Source organism: Methanocalculus pumilus (genome assembly GCF_055382585.1).
This window is the reverse complement of the sequence record NZ_AP042393.1, coordinates 1,147,222-1,164,196: the sequence shown is the minus strand read 5'-3', so window position 1 is coordinate 1,164,196 and position 16,975 is coordinate 1,147,222. Positions and strand designations below refer to the sequence as shown.

The following is a 16,975-nucleotide window of genomic DNA, read 5'->3' as shown; positions in this document are numbered from 1 at the left end:
GGGCTCCTCTCTTTAATTCGGTCAGGTATAAAATACTTCACTCAACCGCTTTTTCTGCTCGATACCGGGGCCCCTGAGAATACATTCTATCTGAACCTCAGAGTTCCTTGGAATCTGTACTGTTCCTTCGACAACCCGGGTTTCACCTTCGGGTACCCGGGGAATCGATATGGATTCGCTGAATTCCCAGGTGACATCCGTTTTATCTGCTGGATACGCAGTCATATCCACTGTGAGATCACGTGCCGGACCTGTTCCGGTACTTGTGATGGTACAGTAGACCTGATAGTACGCATACCTCTGATCAGAGTGGACAAGACGGGCACTAAAGCTCAGATCAGCATCCGGATTTCGTACAGGATGGTGAATAACTGCACCTGCAATCGGCTGTTCAGGACGGAAATTAACATCGTAGAGGCTCTGTATATACGCATTTCTGAATTGGACAGGTATCGAACCCATGGGATTACCCGGGATATTTGATTCGATATAAATGTAACTTTTACTGAGAACCCCGGGATTATTGTGATAGTAATCCCGGATATTGTTATTCTCATCAAGATAATTGCCTTTCAGGATAGTGTCTGCATCCTTCTGGTACAGGTATACCTTATTTGCATTCTTATCGGCTTCGGTCAGCGGCAGGACAACCGCATAATGCCGTGGCGTCTCAAGAAGAGAGGCCTCGACACCAAGGAGACGAAGGAGTGCTGTGAGAAGAATAGCCGTATCCTGACTATCACCACCTCCATCGTACAGGGTCTGGAGAGGGTACTTTGTATATTCATCATAATCGACAACAGAACCCCACCGGTTGTTTGGGAGTGATTGGACAAAGGCAATAACCATATCGCGTCTCTGGTCATCATTCAGATTCCTTGAATCTGCAAGAGAGATGAGATCCTGAATCACGAGATGCAGTTCTGCCCTCCCACGATCGGACATGATGTAATCGGCTGGTCCTGGTTTGTCACGAGGCAGTGTGGCCAGATAATTGTACCGGCTTGCCGGAATATGAATCGTCCAGGTATAAAACGACTCCCCGTAGTACCAACTATATGACCGGGCGGTATCACCTGTCAGGAGTTGCACCTGATCAGGCAGTTTTGTATCTACTGTGCCCGGCTCATCAACGGGGATCTGAAAGACAACCTGCGTCGGCTGTCTGGAAGGGATGGTGATCTGATCTGGTATTTGTGTAGTCTCTGAAACCACATCAGGGATAAATGAGGTTTCATCACCCTTTTCCCATGGAAGGGAAAAGGGGAGCGCAGGCTGTTGCACAAAAAAACCGATGATGAGAACAACAGCTATTCCCGCTATAACGATGATCAGCTCATCCCTGGGCATATAGATATTCTGATCCCTCAGAGGGTAAATGAGTTGTGATGAAAATGAGTATGTGGTGGAGGGAGAGAGTGCTTATCCGGCACGTAGCAACAGTTCCAGTTCATTTCTGAGGAACGGTATTTCACGGTGTATCTTCAGGATTGCAGCCCGCGTTCTCAGAAGTTCTGCGTTCTCTTTTGAAGAGAAGAGCCCCTCGGGAATTGTATCAAGGCTATATGCAGCAGAGAGGGCAGTCTGCTCCATTCCCTCAACCAACGCCTTTGCTTCGTTCAGCTCCCTTTTCCAGTCTACATAATTGAATGCGTCATAGAACTGTTCAGCCCGTCTCAGGTGCACAGTATATCGGGAATAATCATCACTGACCACTTTGCTTCCTGATCGGAGTGCATCTGTCCAGATACGATATGCGGTATAGCGTGCCATCAGATTTTCATCATCTTCAGGTAACTCCTCCATCGAAGCAAAGAGGATATCGATCTCATAGATCTCATCATCAAGGGTGAAGGTATTTGTCCGGTCTTCGATAATACTGAGTTCTTCAAGTGCATCGTTGGCTGCCCGGATATGCGGGGGGATGTCATTTAAGGGCGTTGCTCCAAACGGGCACCCGGACACCAGTACTCCTGCAAAAAGAAGAACTATGAATGCGAGTGAATAACGGTTTATGGTCGGCATCTGAGAAGAGAGTGTATATCCGATACTGATGATAGCTTTTGTGGCAGCCAAATCAATTCAACATAAGATCAGGAGGCCTGAAGAAGAAAGCTCATTGCTTTTGAAAGATTACAATACTGGAAAGGATCAATGTGTTACCATGTCAGAGAAAACCGTAGTATTATCCTTTTCCGGGGGTCTTGACACCTCCATCTGCGTTCCTTTGTTAAAGGAACGGTATGGATATGACCGTGTCGTTACCGTCGCAGTAGATGTCGGCCAGCCGGAAGATGAAGTGAAGATGGCAACAGACAAAGGCGAGCTGATTGCCGATCGCCACTATACCATCGATGCAACTGAAAAGTTTGTTCAGAACCATATTTTCCCGGCAATCAAGGCAAATGGCTCCTATGAGGGTTATCCGATGGGAACATCCCTTGCACGTCCACTGATTGCCGAGGAGACGGTGGCGATTGCGAAGAAAGAAGGGGCGCTTGCTGTTGCCCATGGTTGTACTGGGAAAGGAAACGATCAGCTCAGGTTCGATTTTATCTTCAGGCTGCATGGATATGAGATCATCGCACCGATGCGGGAGATGAACCTTACCCGTGAATGGGAGATTGACTATGCCAAACAGCATAATATCCCGGTTCCTGTTGTGAAAGACAAACCATGGAGTATTGATGAGAATATCTGGAGCCGGAGCATCGAAGGAGGACGGCTTGAAGATCCGGCATACCATCCCCCGGATGAGATCTATCACTGGACAACCAATCCAAAGGATGCACCTGATACTCCTGAAATGATCACAATTACCTTTGCAGAGGGAGTGCCGGTAGCATTGAATGGAGAGGAAATGGACGGCATATCCCTTATCAGAAAAATGAACGTGATTGCCGGAAGAAATGGAATCGGCAGAAATGACATGGTTGAAGACCGGATACTCGGCCTGAAGGCACGGGAAAATTATGAACATCCGGCAGCAACCGTGATTTTAGCAGCACACAAGGATCTTGAGCGGCTCTGTCTTACCAGGCAGGAGCTGGCATTCAAAGTGGGGGTTGATGAGAAATGGTCCGAGCTTGCATACATGGGACTTGTTCATGAACCACTCTACCATGCACTGAATGCCTTCATTGACACCACCCAGAAACGGGTGAATGGAAACGTCGATCTCGAGCTCTATAAAGGAAACCTCCGCATCCTTGGACGTTCATCCCCTGACGCCATTTACTCGGATGATCTCGTTTCATTTGACAGCACAACCCTTGATCAGGCTCATGCTATCGGATACTCGGTCTTCTTCGGCCTTCAGGCACGAATGATACCAAAAAAATAAAAAAAAAAATTTACTGGAGAGGTGCCCCGGCATTCGGGCCCGGGGCACAGTTAAATATCTCAGTTACGGTGAGAATAAGAAGTGATTTTCCGGGGAGATTGGGTTTTTTTTCATGAAGTATCGCCCGCATCTTCTCCACATTCTCTCCGCTCTTCTCAACTTTTACATCACATTTCAGCTGTGTGCATCCGCCAATCTCCCTGCTCCAGACATAGAGGGCAGCATGGGGGTTCTCCAGCACATTCTGCAGCGTCTTTTTCATAAAATTGTCACCTATCCAGATCGTCTTCTCATCGATAACCCAGACACTCCCCATTGGGACAACATTGGGAATACCATCTTTTGATGCGGTAGCCAGTGGAAGGATACCCACAGCAGTGATTGCTTCTTTTAGTTTCTCATCTATGATTGCCATAATAAAACACTCCTTTCTGTTGTTATGATAAACAACATGGATACATAAGGGTTGTGTCTGACAACCCTTCTCTTATTCCTCGATGAAGAGACTGGTTCTGGTAAAGCTGGTGTTGTCGAAGAGCCCCCGCTCGGTCAGTCTCAGTTCCGGAATAACGGTGAGTGCCAGGAAGGAGAGGTACATAAAGGGATTCTCAATTGCACCAAGCAACCGGGCATGATCGTCAATCTCCCCCAAAGATGCCACAACTTCGGGATAGGGTTGATCTGACATAATGCCACCCCATGGAAGTGGCAGAACGGTCGTCTTACCCTGCGAAGCAACCACCATCGCCCCATTGTGGGAGGCAACGGCATTGATTGCCAGAATGATCTCGGAATCTTCTGCTCCAAGAGCTACAATATTATGCGAATCATGTGAAACACTGATTGCAAGCGCCCCTTCAACAAGACCAAAGCCACGGACAAGACCAATGCCAAAACCACCTGCCCGATACCGATCACAGACGACGGCTTTTTGGATATCAGATTGTGTATCCGGGAGATTCGATCCAATGACGTCATGAATCTCAAGGCGGGTAGTAATCTGTCCGGGAATGATACCAATGACGCGTGCAGGTCCAGCTCCACTGATCTTCAGGTCCCCGATCTCCGGAAGCCTGCAATTGAATGTTGTCCGCAGTGGTGCGGGTGAAGTATAGGGAATATCCCGGATTTCCTCTCCTCTCTTAAACACCCTCTCTACAGAGAAGCGATCAGACTCTTCTAGGACGACGAAATCCGCAATTCTTCCTGGTGCCAATGCACCCCGGTCATGGAGGCAAAAACGTTCAGCAGGTGTGAGGGTTGCCATTCTGAGAGCAACTTCAAGCTCCAGTCCGGAATCAACGGCAATTCGTATACAATCATCAATTGAACCGGCAGTATCAAGCATATCGGCATGCCGGTCATCTGTGGCGAATGCACAGCGGGGGGCGGTCCGGCAGTCAGCGATCGGTATGAGATCCCGGAGATTGCGTGCAGCCGCACCTTCTCTCATGAATATATACATTCCTTTCCGAAGCTTTTCAAGCGCCTCATCACGGGTGATACACTCATGATCGCTCTGTATCCCGGATCTGATATACCGGTCGAGGAGAGCTCCCGAGAGCATCGGAGCATGACCATCTATGATGTTACAGAGGTGCAGCTTGGCAAGGACATCCGGATCATCATTCAGAACGCCCGGTACATTCATCATCTCCCCAAGACCGATAACGTGTGGGTTACCAAGGAGAGGCAAGAGATCATCTGCCAGAAGTGTTGCTCCGGCTGAATCCATCGGAGTTGCCGGAACGCAACCCGGAAGCATAAAGAAGATGTCAAGCGGTGTCCGTTCTGCATCACGGATCATCGCCTCTATACCTGCTATACCGGCAACATTTGCAATTTCGTGAGGATCTGCGATCACCGTGGTCATGCCATGTGAAAGAACGAGCCTCCCATACTCCGCAGGAGTGAGAAGCGAACTCTCAATATGAAGATGCGAATCAATAAGGCCGGGAACGACACGCCTCCCTTTGAGATCAAGTACCGTTCTCCCACTATATTCTGGTCCAAAACCAAGAATCATGCCATCCCTGATCGCCAGAGTGGTTACTTCCCAATCGGATGTGAAGGGGTTATAGAGCGTTGCATTCTGAATGATCGTATCGGCAGAGAAGATATCAGGAGTCATGGTCATTTTTATCAGTCAACGCGAAAATCCAGAATTCTGCCAGCCAGTCGTTTTTCATCATGGAAGAGCGTGATATGTGCTTTATAGCTCCCCTCAGGAAGAGGAGCCGGAATGAAGAGGGTAGTGTCATGTCAATTATTAAGTGTCGTAACTTTATTATATCATAAGCGTACTATAATAACTTATGAGAAAATATGTTGTGACTCTCACCCAGGAAGAACGTGACACCCTTGAAACCCTCGCCTCCAAAGGTAAACATTCATCACAAGCAGTTCTGAATGCCCTTATTCTCCTTGGATGTGATGAGGGTGAGCACCAGACACAGCGTTCAACCAATGAAGAATTATCTCGTGTTTTGAATATCAGTATGAGAAAAGTCGACCGTGTCAAAAGCAGATTTGTTCTGGAAGGTCTTGATGAGGCACTGACAAAGAAAAAACCAGATAGGATCTATGTCAAAAAGACCGACGGTGATTTCGAAGCTCGATTAATTGCTTTGAGTTGCAGTGAACCGCCAGAGGGCTATTCCAGGTGGTCACTTCGATTGCTGGCAGATAAAATGGTTGAACTTGAGTACGTTAACACAATATCTCATGAAGCCGTTCGTCAGGTTTTAAAAAAACGAACTCAAACCGTGGCGAAATCAGGCGTGGGTAATACCTCCTAACCAGAACGGTAATTTCGTTGCTCAGATGGAACGGGTTCTGGATGTGTATAAGCGACCCTTTGATTCACAACATCCAGTTGTTTGCATGGATGAATCCCCAAAACAACTCATTTCTGAAACTCGACAAACCATATCCTGTACACCGGGATATCCCGCCAGACATGATTATGAGTATCGCCGTTGTGGCACATGTAATATTTTCATCGCATGTGAACCTCTTGCCGGGAAACGATTGGTAAAAATAACCAATCGAAGAACCAAGCAGGATTGGGCTGAATTTCTGCAGGATATTGCTGCCCAATATGAAGGGGCGAATAGAATTACCTTGGTTATGGATAACCTGAATACACATGGGCCTGGATCACTCTATGAGACCTATCCTCCGGGAATAGCTAAAGCTCTCTGGGATCGGTTTGAGTTTGTCTATACGCCAAAACATGGAAGTTGGCTAAATATGGCAGAAATAGAGCTGAGCGTTCTCACCAGCCAGTGCCTTGATCGAAGGATAGACAGTATTGAGGTTGTCCAGAGAGAGGTTAAAGCATGGGAAGAATCCCGAAATAACAAAGATAGTCGGATAAATTGGCAGTTCACGACTGAGGATGCACGAGTGAAGTTATCTCGCCTTTACCCGACTTTTGAAGATTGACATGACAGTAGATTGATCGTATCTGATGGAGAAGCTTTCAAGAATAAGCTGCTCCTCCTCCTGGTGAAGCCCGCCCACATCATAGATCATTATCTGAACAAGGACATCCTCTCCTTCATTCAGATCAATTGGAATCACAAATCCTGAGTCCTCATAGGAGACAGCTCCAATACCTGCATTTGTCATACATCCGGCAGACAAGAAGCAGAATATACTTAATCCGATGAGAAGAGGAGCCTTTGACTTCATTGTGAGAACGTAGCAGAGGAGATGAGATAAAGATTGCGATATAAATTCCCTGTATTCCGGATATCAAAAAGAATCCGTGAAATCATTCTTTTTAGTTGAACACCTATATATCCAACAAAGACAATATATGATAGATAAAACTTATGGACGATCTCCAACAGCTCAAAGCCCTTATTGAAAAAACCCTGAAAGTACGGTGCTCTCAATATAAAGAGGAATATATCAAACGAAGGCTCCTTTCACGGATGCGAACCACCGGGGCAGGTACCTATGATGAATATACACAGTATTTAAATAGTCATCCTGCAGAATGGGAGCTCCTTCGCAATGCCCTCACCATCAATGTAACTGAATTCTTCCGTGATGCAGAGGTATTTGAGATCCTGAGAAAAGATCTGATACCGAAGATAATTTCCGAACATAATCGTATCAGGATTTGGTGTGCCGGCTGTTCCTCTGGTGAAGAACCATACTCACTTGCGATGATACTCAATGAGTTGATTGCCCATAAAAAAGGTGTGTCAGTCAGCATCCATGCAACCGATATTGATGAAAAAATCCTTCAGAGAGCAAAGGAAGGAATTTATGAAGCAAAAACTGTTGAAAAACTGAATACTGCAATCATCAGAAGACACTTCAACCAACTTCCTGATGGGAGATATCAGGTCAAACAGCATCTAAAGGATATGATTCACTTCAGAAAACATGATCTGATGAGTGGAATCCCCGCATCACGGTACGTGGATATTGTAACCTGTCGAAATGTCACCATCTATTTCACTGAGGGGCAGAAGAATGATCTCGCAAAGACAATCCATAGTGCATTAAACACTGGTGGGTTTTATGTTATGGGGAAAACCGAGTATCTGGGGAGGGAAGTCGAGCATCTCTTCTCCCATTATAACGCTCTCCAGAAGATCCTTGTAAAAAATGAGATCCGTTAATACATTACCAGAGTTTCTTTTGATCAAGAAGGAACTCAGGGTCTTCATTTCTTGATATAGTCTTTAAACGCTCTTTTTTCATATTTCTTCGTTTGATCTCCATTGACACCGTAAAGAGATTGACCCCGATGAGTAGAATAACAAGGAAAAGACTGACCCAGAGAAGTACTCCCTGTGTTGAGAGGAAGAGGGCGAATAGCAGGACGACAAATGACAAAAGATAAAAAATTGCCCATGTCCTGAGCATCGGTATATCCATAACTTCACATTCAGCACTGGATTTTAAGAAGTTTTCCTTTTATGCAGAGAGCATGATCGATACCCTTTGATTAGTGCTGCTCCGATCAACAGCTACATCTATTAAAATTTACATCATTTTAATAGTATGAACCGGTCAGATGTCATAATAGTCATTGCCGGACTGGCTGTTGTATTGATCATCGGACTTGCAGTACAGCAACCATCACTTTCACTTCCATGGAAGAGTGAACCCGTTTTTGATCCAGTATCTCCAGATCAGATCTCAGATACGATCATCCTGACACCATTTGAACAGGAAGAGTCTTTATTTTCGTATCCTGTCTCCACCATACAGCTTGTTGACAATCCTTTTGGATATCCGCGGGCATATATGCCAGGTACAGGTTCATTCCAGAGCAGGACATTTCAGATCATCGATGGTGAACGATACGAGGTCTTTCCACTCTTTGGATCTTCTCCCTACACAACTGCACAGATTGAAGCAATTACCACAATTGAATGGATACCCGTTGGTGTGCTGAATCAAAGACGGGGGGGTGTCTCAACAACCTTCTCAATTCCAGATACACCATTTTTACGCATACGAACGGAAGTGACAGCTGACAGGTTTCCAGGGCAGGCGCAATTTCGCTATGTCCTATGCGATGCAGAAACCGGTTCAATCCTTGATGGTGGCGAGGTGATCGGGGGGGGTTCTATGAGGAGTATTCTCGTTTCATCTGAAAAAGAGATGTATTTCATCATCTCTGCAACAAGTGTCGATGAATATAGAATCTTACTTGAAGTACCACGGGAATATCTCTGAAAAAACGCTGATGTTGCCACCAGAAGCAGCAGGTATACAGGAAAAATAAAAAGTGTTCTCCTGTTCTCTCATATAAAAGGGTCTTTCAGACCTTCTCAATTGTTACCTTAATCCGATCCCCTGCCTGCAATCCATGACCTTTTGGAACATCAATATTGAACCAGAGAGATTCCGGGGGGTCCTGAGACATCAGGCAATCTTTTTCTTCATCAATATGGGCGACAAACTCGATCGTCTCAACAATCTCAATAATATGATCTGACATACTAGAAAAAGGAAGTGAAAGAATAAAAAATTATATGGCTTTTGACGTTACCATCCAGGTTGTGCTATTGGAATAACTCCAGCGTTTGATCTCCAGATCCTCACAGATCTCAGAGAGGATGGCAAGATTGGTCCCAACCTCTTTTGATGAGAGGCCAAGATCGTGGGCAATATATTTAGACTTAAAGAAATGCCTGCCTTTCTGCAGACCCCCACGCAGATATTTCAGAATCCTGTCCTGCGTTTCGTTATATTTGTCACGAATAGTATCTGGTACAGTCATCTGGCTAACCACCGGTTGTACTTCTGGGTTATATTAATATAAAGCATTTGTGGTTCAATCTATTCTCACAATCAAGTTTATGTAATTTTTTCTGCAATCGGAGCCTCACCGATCTTTGCTATAAGACTCTCGATCACCACATTCCTCATCCCCTCGACGAACTTAATGCTGCCAACAACAAGGTGTCCCCCGCCATTGACACCACCTCCGGAGATCTCGTCACGGAGTTCCCTGACCATCTGTGGAATATTCATCATAACTCCTCGTGACCGGAGGACAACAAAATCCGGCCCGATTCCAAGTGTGACAACAGGCTCCCCCGCATGTTCGTTGCAGAGGAGATCATGGATCTCACCAGACGTCTTTCCGGGTGGTGGGAACGTGAAGCGGTGTGCATACATCTCGACATCTGCGAGGAAGAGATGAGCACCGGATGCAAGCGTTCTCCTTTCAACATGTGGCATCAGGGTTTTCACCTGTTCTGCTATTGCCGTCTCAGCCTCTTCAACGAGGAGAGAGACAAGCCTCCTGTGCCGGAGGGGATTGTTGCTTAGATTGAGAATATCCTTAACGATCTCCCGGCCGTCATTGAACCTCAGCCAGAACTGCTCATAATCAAGAGCAAGAGCGATCTTTTTACACTCATCCAGGGGATATTCGTCAGCAACAAGCGAGAGGTACTGGGGGAGTTCAATTGAATCACTTCGATCAGCCACTCCGGCAATTGCCGGAAGATGGCGGATCCGCTCTTCCACCAGAGGATTGATCATTCGTGCAAGTTCAGTTCCGATCATCCCGGCAGTCAGTCCGAAATCCCCGCCAACATGGTAGGGATTGACATGTGCCTGTAAGAACTGATTCACAATCTCGTCAGGATGATGGTGATCGGCCACAATGACATCGAGATCATAGACCTGTGCCACTTTATATGCCGGCATATCTTCTTCTGTTGATCCATTATCCATCAGGAAGATGAGGGGCAGTTTCTGTCCAAACCTGATGGCATCCTTCAGCATGAAATCCAGGTCACGGGTTATATCTTCTATCTCATAGAAAGGAGCCTTTGAGGGCGAGCGTTTAAAGAGATAATACTCTGAATCGGTCTCACAGAGATGTTCCCGGATCAGAGAGACAACTGCCGTCTCAATAGCAACAGCCGCAGAAATGCCGTCAGCATCGGCATGATGGCGCAGAATAATCGGCTGCTGGGTAAAGACTGCACGCCTGACGATTTTTGCGAGCTTTTTCATCTCAGGTCTCAGTTTCACGAGTGTGTCACTTTCAACAAGGAAGGGAATGTCGGCGGGCTCGGCTCGTTTATCAAGTGCTGCGTTAATCCGCAACCGAACCTGGGCAGCCTCTTCACCATCAAGGCGACTCAGAGAGGATACCTCAATCTGAAGCTGGTTGTTTCTCTTCATCACCTCTCCGGAGATCTGGACGATATCGCCGGTTTCTGCCTCCGGGTAGGCTCTGACCCCTGCCTCAATAAATGCTGCGGCATTCTCGACTCCGGTCTCATCAATGATCGTAAAGATCGTCGGGCCGCTCGTCTGTTTCACCTGCCCGAGTTCACCCTCTACGGTGATCCGTCTGCCAACTTTGTCACCGAGATTGGAGAGCTGTGTCGTCCTTACAGCCCTGTTCACCACTGTTGTTTCATACTCGTCAAGGAGGACTTCACGGAGATCGATATTGCCATTTGGGCGTACCTGTGCTACCATCACAAGAATATCTGCCCGCTCCCTGTGCTGTGTCAGGGCATTACTTTTATGAATCAGCCCCTTTATTGAATTATTCAGCTGGACAAACGTGCCAAAGTTGGCAAAACCCTGAACTTTTCCAAGATATATATTCCCTTCCTGTACATCCTCAACCTCGCATCCCGGGCCAAGCTTATAGACTGTTTCTTTTGAATTACTCATATTTTATCTCCATTCATCTTTTTATTGATCTTCCGGCTTGCAGAGCGCAAGTAACCGGCATTCACCGTCACGGCGGCCCTTGGCGATGATGAAATCACCTTCATACAGCCGTACATTCTTTTTTGGACGATAGATCCATTTATCTCCCCTTTTAATTGCAAGGACAACCATTCCAGTTACTGCTCCAAGTGATGCCTCTTTGAGGGTTTTTCCCGAGAGGAACGATCCTCCCTTCACCTCAATCCGGGAGATGATTTCATCGGATTCACGGATAATCTTCTGGAAAATTGGAGGGATCTCAATATCACGCATGAGCACATCTACAATTGAGAGTGCCGCACTACAGATCGCATCAGCAAATGCCGACATGTGAAGAAGTCCACGCAGGTATTCCACATGTTCCACCTTCTTTGCTGATTCAAGAACCCAGAGTTCAAGCTGCAGCCGCATCGAATCCATGCGTTCATTGAGCCAGACTACCTCTTCGGCGATATCCTGACTATCAAAGAGAAGGGCGGTATATGCAAGTCCTACTGCCAGTTCGCTGATATTTTTCATCTCAACGATCAGGAGAACGGCCCGGTCGAGATCATCGAGTGCCTCTTCTATGAGTTCCTCATCTGGTGGAGGAGGTGATCCCAATAGTTTGTAAAGTGGTTCAATGCCATCTTCTGGTCCCTTTGCGAGGATGATATCGCCTTTCTTCAGGTATGTCTCCTTATCCGGATCATAGGTCCAGACACGTCCACGCCTGATTGCAATGATACGCATTCCTGTTGTACTCTGGAGACGAATATCACCAAGGATGACACCATCAAGATCGCATCCTTCTTTAATTTCAGCACGTATAGTAACTTCTTCAGCTTCAGGTAAGGCAAGCCGCATTCTCGCAGGGATTCGAATGTCCTTCAGAAGAACCATCGCAATCTCAGAGGCAGCATTTGAGATCCGCTCTGCACCTTCGGCAATCTGAAGAAGACCACTCATCGATTCGGCCTCCTCCATCCTCCGCGCTCCAAGGATGCTGGTGATGCGTGCCTGATAGAGGAGGAGGTTCATCGTCTCTTCAAGGTTGACAACTTCATTTGCAATCTCTTTACTTTCAAAAAGGATTGCGGAATAAGCCAGATCTACCATTAACTCAGAGACATCCTTCATTTCAATAAGGACATTCTTGAAGTTGACAGGCTGACGATCAAGATCGAACATAACTTCATTACTAATTTATCTTTCACTACTTATCACTATAGCAGCAGGTGAATGACCAGGATCAGGACACTTGCCCCGATGAGATCGATACTGCTTGTTACAACCGGTATCCCAAAGTTGTCGGGATCATAGCCTGATGAGAATGATACACTTGCTGTAATATATACCAGAATATTCAGTCCGGTTACAACAATCAGTCCAGAAAGGGTAGTAATTACGACCATCAGAAAGAGTCCGGGAGTGTCAAGGTGCATCATCAATGCTGCCAAATGAGCAATCCCTGCCATGAGAGGCAGAATGATGAGGGCATACAGGTAATTGTTCAGGAAACCGGAGAATACCTCCCTTCCGGGGATGAGCCGTGGTTCGATCTCTCCCATATGCATCCCGGTGGCAAGTTTGGAGCTGATTATCCCTCCAATCGCCCCGCATCCGTTCATAAACGGTGGAATGATGATCAACAGGGCGGCAGTTGCCACGAGATCCTCAAGTCCTTCCGTATAGATCACCCCGGCTATTGTTCCGAGAATACAAAGCGGGGCCAGGAGGGGGAGCCCTTCCCTGACAATTGATTGAATGGTATCTGTTCCCCGGAGGATTCCGACGATACTGACGGCCACCAGCAGAAGAACGATACCAAAGAGGATGAACTGCCAGGATAATGGAAGATTGACGACAATCACTGCTGATGTCACAAGAAGAGGGAGAGTGATCACGTCTCCGGCAGTTGTGACAGTCGGAGCTCCCACAATATCGAGATCAAGACCATACCGGTAAGATCCAAGCGCTACAAGAAGGGTAATCAGCGTTACAATCACCCCGGCAACCGTCCCTGATAGAACTGATACCAGAATCATCTCATGTACAGCAATAATATCGAGACCGACTGCTTTTCCGATAATGAAACCGATGATGCCGACAATTGTTGCAATCAGAATGGTGAGAATAAACGTTGCCCGGAGGTTATCGCCAAGAACCGATCCCCGGCGGAAATTAATATCAAATGCACCGAGGTGCATCGATGATGCAAGACGCGAGGTGAGAATACCTGCGATTGCACCCCGCATATTGATAGAGGAGGGGACAAGAATCATGAGACCCGGAATAAGTATGAGCACCTCCTTCACGGAGCCAAGGTATATACCTGCAACTGATGCCACGAGTGTGGTGATGATGAGGGCAAGAAGCCCCGTCAGTATATCGCGGTAACGGTGGCTGAGTCCCTCTATCTGCTGGTTCATCAGGTATTCCCTCCATAGCAATCAGTCCCGAAATGGTATCTCAATCATAGTACAGTCATTTGGAAATAGAATTTCGCCCTGATAATGTCGTTTTGCATCCTGTATATGGTTTGCTGTTGATGTGTATCGTGAACTGATATGAACAAGGGCAAGTCGCCTGGCGCCGGTCACCTCTGCCGCAACGCCTGCCTGACCTGCTGTTGAGTGAAAAACTTCATCGGCACGGTCTTTTTCCTGGTCATCAAATGTTGCATCATGGATGAGGAGATCGGATGCGGCTGCTGTATCCGGCCATTCTCTCAGCGGGCGGGTATCGCTGGTATAGATGACCTTCCTTCCGGGTCGCGGGGATCCCATTACCTGATTTGGGGTGATGGTTCTCTGCTCCCCGGAGGTGTTGATAGTAACCGTTTCTCCCCGCTGAAGACGGCCAAAGAGCGGACCTGGCGGGACTCCAAGCGATATCGCCTCTTCACGGTCAAAGCGCCCCGGACGTTCATCCTCCACCAGAATAAAACCAAAGCTTTCACAACCATGACGGGTGGCAAAAGGAATCACCCGGTATCCGTCAAAGATGATCTCTTCGCCATCTGAAAGTTCGTATGCTTCAATTGGAAAAGAAAGACCCTGGTTTAACTGCCTGATTATTGAGACGATCTCGTGGATGCGGCGGGGGCCATAGAGCCTGATAGGATCCCGCCTCCCATTAAAGCCCATTGTTTCAAGAAGACCAAATATTCCAAGATAATGATCGGCATGCCAGTGGGAGATGAAGATCGCATCGACGGTGAAACCGGTCCGGACACGCATCATCTGTTGCTGTGCTCCCTCACCACAATCAAAGAGGAGAGTGTCAGATCCCCTCCTGATCATGAGGCATGATGGATTCCGCTGGGGTGTCGGAAGTGCACCGGCGGTTCCAAGAAAATGGACATGAAGTGTTTCTCCGGATATTACTGCCACCCCCGAAGAACAGCAAGGCTTTCTTCGGCCTCATTCATATTACGCCCCTCAATAACGACAACACCAGAATATGAATCGAGGAGCGCACGTGATACACGCCCCCAGTCCACCGTCCCCCTCTCAAGTGAAAGATGCTCATCTGAGCTCCCATGGTTGTCATGAAGGTGGAGATGATCGGCTTTTGGAAGATGTTTTAAGAATTCATCCACGGTTCCGGTCGTGTTTGCATGCCCGATATCAATTGTAACGCCAATACCATCTATCCCCTCAATCATCCCGAAGAGCTCCCCGGGATCACGGCAGAGAAACTCCTTAATAGATATCATATTTTCAAGACAGGCAATCACGCCATATTCTTCTGCAATAGCCCCGATTTCGCCGAGGGCTTCTTTCTGAAGCGACCATGCACGTCCGACATCAAGCTTAGAAAGAGGCGAGAGATATCCCGGATGGATCGTTACCCGATCGGTGAGATCCGCAGCATGCTTGATGCAGAGGCAGATCTGACGGATTGATTCACGCCAGATCGGATAATTCATTGAGGCGAGATTCAGATCGCCATATGGTGCGTGAACCGTGAGACCCAGGTTTGTACTGGCAAGCACCTCATCAATCCGTTCTCGTTTTTTCGGATCATCAAGCCGGTAATTCCCATCTGCTGAGATCTCCCAGCCATCATACCCCAGTTCTTCGATCCCATGAACCCACTTTGGATCATCCCAGACTTTTGATGATGAAGAGAAATAATACCCTGAGATCATACACTGCTCCCGATGGTTTTCAGGATCTTTTCAATCCCGGCACGATATTCGTCAAGAGATCCGGTATTATCTATCCGAATATCTGCACCATCCATTGCATGCACCAGTCCAAAACCACATTCCCGCTCATCACGGGAGAGGAGATCATCCTCATTCACCATATCATCAGATCTCCCGCGATTGCGGAGGCGTTCAAGCCGGATGTGAAAAGGGCAGTCAATAGCAATCAATGTGAAGTCAGAAAACGTTTTTCTGAAGAGTTCAACCTCGGCATCTCCTCGGATACCATCGATGAGGACGACCGGAGCTTTCTGTTCCCTGACCGCAGGAACAGTCAGTTCTGCAAGAGCGGCCATTCCCCGCTCTTCTCTCAGGCGGCGCGCAATAGTGCCCAGATGCTGATCGGTTGCGGGAAGCCCCGCTTCTTCTGCATATCTACGGATGAGATCCCCCATGACAATAACCGGTATCCCGAGTTCCTCTGCAACCGCTGAACACTCACCCTTACCGCTCGCCGGTAGTCCGACCAATCCTAGTACCTTCATAGTGAAATTCTCCGTTCTCACGTGTTCTGATAATTACCGGTCGACATAAACAGTCTGCGATTGCCTTTAATTCATCTGAGGAGAGGGGAGGAACCATACCGAACACTCCCTGCTGGAGAACAAATTCCAGCCCCTCAGCTTCGCGTGATATATATTTGACCTCGTCTTCATAACCCCGGAATAAGGTGACGACGACCTGAAATTCCGGAAGTTCTCCTGTATGATATGCGTTTTTGCAGATATTGAGTGTTTCTTTTACCGCAGCAGAATATCGCTCACGAAGCAGGTTGTCATAGCGGTTCCATTTTGCCTTGATATCAAGTGCCAGATGATCCACCAGATGTTCATCAAGGAGTTTTTTAATAACCTCCGGAAAGACACCGTTTGTATGGAGCCCCACCAAAAAACCTTCCTTCTTTGATCTTCGGGCAAGTTCACAGAGAGCGTCTCCCTGAAGTGTCGGCTCACCCCCGGAAAAGACAACGCCCGATACCGCAATGCGGGATGATCGAATCTGCTCAAAAACCTGATCGATTGGTCGGTAATCCTGGCCATCCTGAATTTGTTTGTTATGGCAGTAATCACACCTGACCGGACATCCCCTGAGAAAGAGCGTACAGACGGCACGGCCTGGCCAGTCCACTGTGCTGATTGGAATAAAACCACCATAATTTACCTGCACATGATCACCGGGTTCTTCTGTATATGCTCTGAATTTGCATTAAAGTATGTTGA

Annotated in this window: 19 protein-coding genes; 4 read left to right on the top strand and 15 right to left on the bottom strand. The window is 47.3% G+C overall.

Translation table 11 applies throughout. The annotated features are described in order from the left end of the window. Positions 1-21: 21 nt before the first annotated feature. On the bottom strand, positions 22-1,350 hold the full coding sequence (locus ACZ44I_RS06025) for a hypothetical protein (RefSeq protein ID WP_464547828.1): 1,329 nt from the start codon (positions 1,348-1,350) through the stop codon (positions 22-24). Between the two features lie 72 nt (positions 1,351-1,422). Beyond that, positions 1,423-2,025 carry a hypothetical protein gene (locus tag ACZ44I_RS06020; RefSeq protein WP_464547829.1) on the bottom strand — a complete coding sequence of 201 codons (603 nt, stop codon included), beginning with the start codon at positions 2,023-2,025 and terminating at the stop codon, positions 1,423-1,425. Between the two features lie 139 nt (positions 2,026-2,164). Here ACZ44I_RS06020 and ACZ44I_RS06015 point away from each other — a divergent pair, with 139 nt between their 5' ends. Then, a complete protein-coding gene (locus ACZ44I_RS06015; RefSeq protein ID WP_464547831.1) occupies positions 2,165-3,343 on the top strand; it encodes an argininosuccinate synthase in 1,179 nt (392 codons plus the stop codon). 10 nt (positions 3,344-3,353) lie between these two features. On the opposite strand, the gene ACZ44I_RS06010 is transcribed toward ACZ44I_RS06015, so the two are convergent. Together ACZ44I_RS06010 and ade are read right to left on the bottom strand one after the other, a co-directional pair. Beyond that, a complete protein-coding gene (locus tag ACZ44I_RS06010) occupies positions 3,354-3,758 on the bottom strand; it encodes a pyridoxamine 5'-phosphate oxidase family protein (protein WP_464547833.1) in 405 nt (134 codons plus the stop codon). A 72-nt stretch (positions 3,759-3,830) separates the two neighbouring features. Continuing rightward, positions 3,831-5,474, bottom strand: a complete 1,644-nt coding sequence (ade, locus tag ACZ44I_RS06005) for an adenine deaminase (RefSeq protein WP_464547835.1) — start codon at positions 5,472-5,474, stop codon at positions 3,831-3,833. Between the two features lie 184 nt (positions 5,475-5,658). Here ade and ACZ44I_RS06000 point away from each other — a divergent pair. Next, positions 5,659-6,790 (top strand): IS630 family transposase gene (locus ACZ44I_RS06000; protein WP_464547837.1). Its coding sequence is split into 2 segments (ribosomal slippage): positions 5,659-6,092 and positions 6,091-6,790, totalling 1,134 coding nucleotides; the frame shifts between segments, so codons are not numbered across the junction. On the opposite strand, the gene ACZ44I_RS05995 is transcribed toward ACZ44I_RS06000, so the two are convergent. Beyond that, positions 6,758-7,039 (bottom strand): hypothetical protein, encoded by a 282-nt coding sequence (locus ACZ44I_RS05995; protein ID WP_464547839.1) that lies wholly within the window; start codon positions 7,037-7,039, stop codon positions 6,758-6,760. The two genes, ACZ44I_RS06000 and ACZ44I_RS05995, sit on opposite strands and share 33 nt — an antisense overlap. Positions 7,040-7,182: 143 nt before the next feature. On the opposite strand from ACZ44I_RS05995, the gene ACZ44I_RS05990 reads away from it, so the two are divergent. Continuing rightward, positions 7,183-7,983, top strand: coding sequence for a CheR family methyltransferase (locus ACZ44I_RS05990; RefSeq protein WP_464547841.1), 801 nt, complete (start codon positions 7,183-7,185; stop codon positions 7,981-7,983). A 4-nt stretch (positions 7,984-7,987) separates the two neighbouring features. Here the strand turns inward: ACZ44I_RS05990 and ACZ44I_RS05985 are convergent, their stop codons facing one another. Further along, positions 7,988-8,242 carry a hypothetical protein gene (locus ACZ44I_RS05985; RefSeq protein WP_464547843.1) on the bottom strand — a complete coding sequence of 85 codons (255 nt, stop codon included), beginning with the start codon at positions 8,240-8,242 and terminating at the stop codon, positions 7,988-7,990. Between the two features lie 126 nt (positions 8,243-8,368). On the opposite strand from ACZ44I_RS05985, the gene ACZ44I_RS05980 reads away from it, so the two are divergent. Next, the gene (locus ACZ44I_RS05980; RefSeq protein WP_464547845.1) at positions 8,369-9,049 is read left to right on the top strand and encodes a hypothetical protein; all 681 of its coding nucleotides are present in this window, start codon (positions 8,369-8,371) and stop codon (positions 9,047-9,049) included. An 85-nt stretch (positions 9,050-9,134) separates the two neighbouring features. On the opposite strand, the gene ACZ44I_RS05975 is transcribed toward ACZ44I_RS05980, so the two are convergent. The 9 genes from ACZ44I_RS05975 to ACZ44I_RS05935 form a co-directional block, all read right to left on the bottom strand. Then, positions 9,135-9,314: a hypothetical protein gene (locus ACZ44I_RS05975; RefSeq protein ID WP_464547847.1), complete on the bottom strand. Its 180-nt coding sequence runs from the start codon at positions 9,312-9,314 to the stop codon at positions 9,135-9,137. 30 nt (positions 9,315-9,344) lie between these two features. Beyond that, a complete protein-coding gene (locus tag ACZ44I_RS05970; RefSeq protein WP_464547849.1) occupies positions 9,345-9,596 on the bottom strand; it encodes a DUF7123 family protein in 252 nt (83 codons plus the stop codon). 77 nt (positions 9,597-9,673) lie between these two features. Further along, positions 9,674-11,521, bottom strand: a complete 1,848-nt coding sequence (locus tag ACZ44I_RS05965) for a DHH family phosphoesterase (protein WP_464547851.1) — start codon at positions 11,519-11,521, stop codon at positions 9,674-9,676. 21 nt (positions 11,522-11,542) lie between these two features. Beyond that, positions 11,543-12,679, bottom strand: a complete 1,137-nt coding sequence (locus ACZ44I_RS05960; protein WP_464576620.1) for a potassium channel family protein — start codon at positions 12,677-12,679, stop codon at positions 11,543-11,545. Between the two features lie 86 nt (positions 12,680-12,765). Then, on the bottom strand, positions 12,766-13,971 hold the full coding sequence (locus ACZ44I_RS05955; RefSeq protein ID WP_464547855.1) for a magnesium transporter: 1,206 nt from the start codon (positions 13,969-13,971) through the stop codon (positions 12,766-12,768). Positions 13,972-13,992: 21 nt separating this feature from the next. Then, positions 13,993-14,925: a ribonuclease Z gene (rnz, locus tag ACZ44I_RS05950; RefSeq protein ID WP_464551652.1), complete on the bottom strand. Its 933-nt coding sequence runs from the start codon at positions 14,923-14,925 to the stop codon at positions 13,993-13,995. Next, positions 14,925-15,695: a sugar phosphate isomerase/epimerase family protein gene (locus ACZ44I_RS05945; RefSeq protein ID WP_464547857.1), complete on the bottom strand. Its 771-nt coding sequence runs from the start codon at positions 15,693-15,695 to the stop codon at positions 14,925-14,927. Before ACZ44I_RS05945 ends, rnz begins: the two co-directional genes overlap by 1 nt. Further along, a complete protein-coding gene (locus tag ACZ44I_RS05940; RefSeq protein WP_464547859.1) occupies positions 15,692-16,240 on the bottom strand; it encodes an AAA family ATPase in 549 nt (182 codons plus the stop codon). The genes ACZ44I_RS05945 and ACZ44I_RS05940 overlap by 4 nt, the downstream gene beginning before the upstream one ends. Further along, complete coding sequence (locus tag ACZ44I_RS05935) at positions 16,200-16,922, bottom strand: anaerobic ribonucleoside-triphosphate reductase activating protein (RefSeq protein ID WP_464547861.1); 723 nt, start codon at positions 16,920-16,922, stop codon at positions 16,200-16,202. Before ACZ44I_RS05935 ends, ACZ44I_RS05940 begins: the two co-directional genes overlap by 41 nt. Positions 16,923-16,975: the final 53 nt, after the last annotated feature.

Bases quoted from the DNA above. Each gene is read 5' to 3' on its own strand.
- ACZ44I_RS06025 (WP_464547828.1), bottom strand. From the start codon at position 1,350: ATGCCCAGGGATGAGCTGATCATCGTTATAGCGGGAATAGCTGTTGTT.
- ACZ44I_RS06020 (WP_464547829.1), bottom strand. From the start codon at position 2,025: ATGCCGACCATAAACCGTTATTCACTCGCATTCATAGTTCTTCTTTTT.
- ACZ44I_RS06015 (WP_464547831.1), top strand. From the start codon at position 2,165: ATGTCAGAGAAAACCGTAGTATTATCCTTTTCCGGGGGTCTTGACACC.
- ACZ44I_RS06010 (WP_464547833.1), bottom strand. From the start codon at position 3,758: ATGGCAATCATAGATGAGAAACTAAAAGAAGCAATCACTGCTGTGGGT.
- ade (WP_464547835.1), bottom strand. From the start codon at position 5,474: ATGACTCCTGATATCTTCTCTGCCGATACGATCATTCAGAATGCAACG.
- ACZ44I_RS05995 (WP_464547839.1), bottom strand. From the start codon at position 7,039: ATGAAGTCAAAGGCTCCTCTTCTCATCGGATTAAGTATATTCTGCTTC.
- ACZ44I_RS05990 (WP_464547841.1), top strand. From the start codon at position 7,183: ATGGACGATCTCCAACAGCTCAAAGCCCTTATTGAAAAAACCCTGAAA.
- ACZ44I_RS05985 (WP_464547843.1), bottom strand. From the start codon at position 8,242: ATGGATATACCGATGCTCAGGACATGGGCAATTTTTTATCTTTTGTCA.
- ACZ44I_RS05980 (WP_464547845.1), top strand. From the start codon at position 8,369: ATGAACCGGTCAGATGTCATAATAGTCATTGCCGGACTGGCTGTTGTA.
- ACZ44I_RS05975 (WP_464547847.1), bottom strand. From the start codon at position 9,314: ATGTCAGATCATATTATTGAGATTGTTGAGACGATCGAGTTTGTCGCC.
- ACZ44I_RS05970 (WP_464547849.1), bottom strand. From the start codon at position 9,596: ATGACTGTACCAGATACTATTCGTGACAAATATAACGAAACGCAGGAC.
- ACZ44I_RS05965 (WP_464547851.1), bottom strand. From the start codon at position 11,521: ATGAGTAATTCAAAAGAAACAGTCTATAAGCTTGGCCCGGGATGCGAG.
- ACZ44I_RS05960 (WP_464576620.1), bottom strand. From the start codon at position 12,679: ATGAAGGATGTCTCTGAGTTAATGGTAGATCTGGCTTATTCCGCAATC.
- ACZ44I_RS05955 (WP_464547855.1), bottom strand. From the start codon at position 13,971: ATGAACCAGCAGATAGAGGGACTCAGCCACCGTTACCGCGATATACTG.
- ACZ44I_RS05945 (WP_464547857.1), bottom strand. From the start codon at position 15,695: ATGATCTCAGGGTATTATTTCTCTTCATCATCAAAAGTCTGGGATGAT.
- ACZ44I_RS05940 (WP_464547859.1), bottom strand. From the start codon at position 16,240: ATGAAGGTACTAGGATTGGTCGGACTACCGGCGAGCGGTAAGGGTGAG.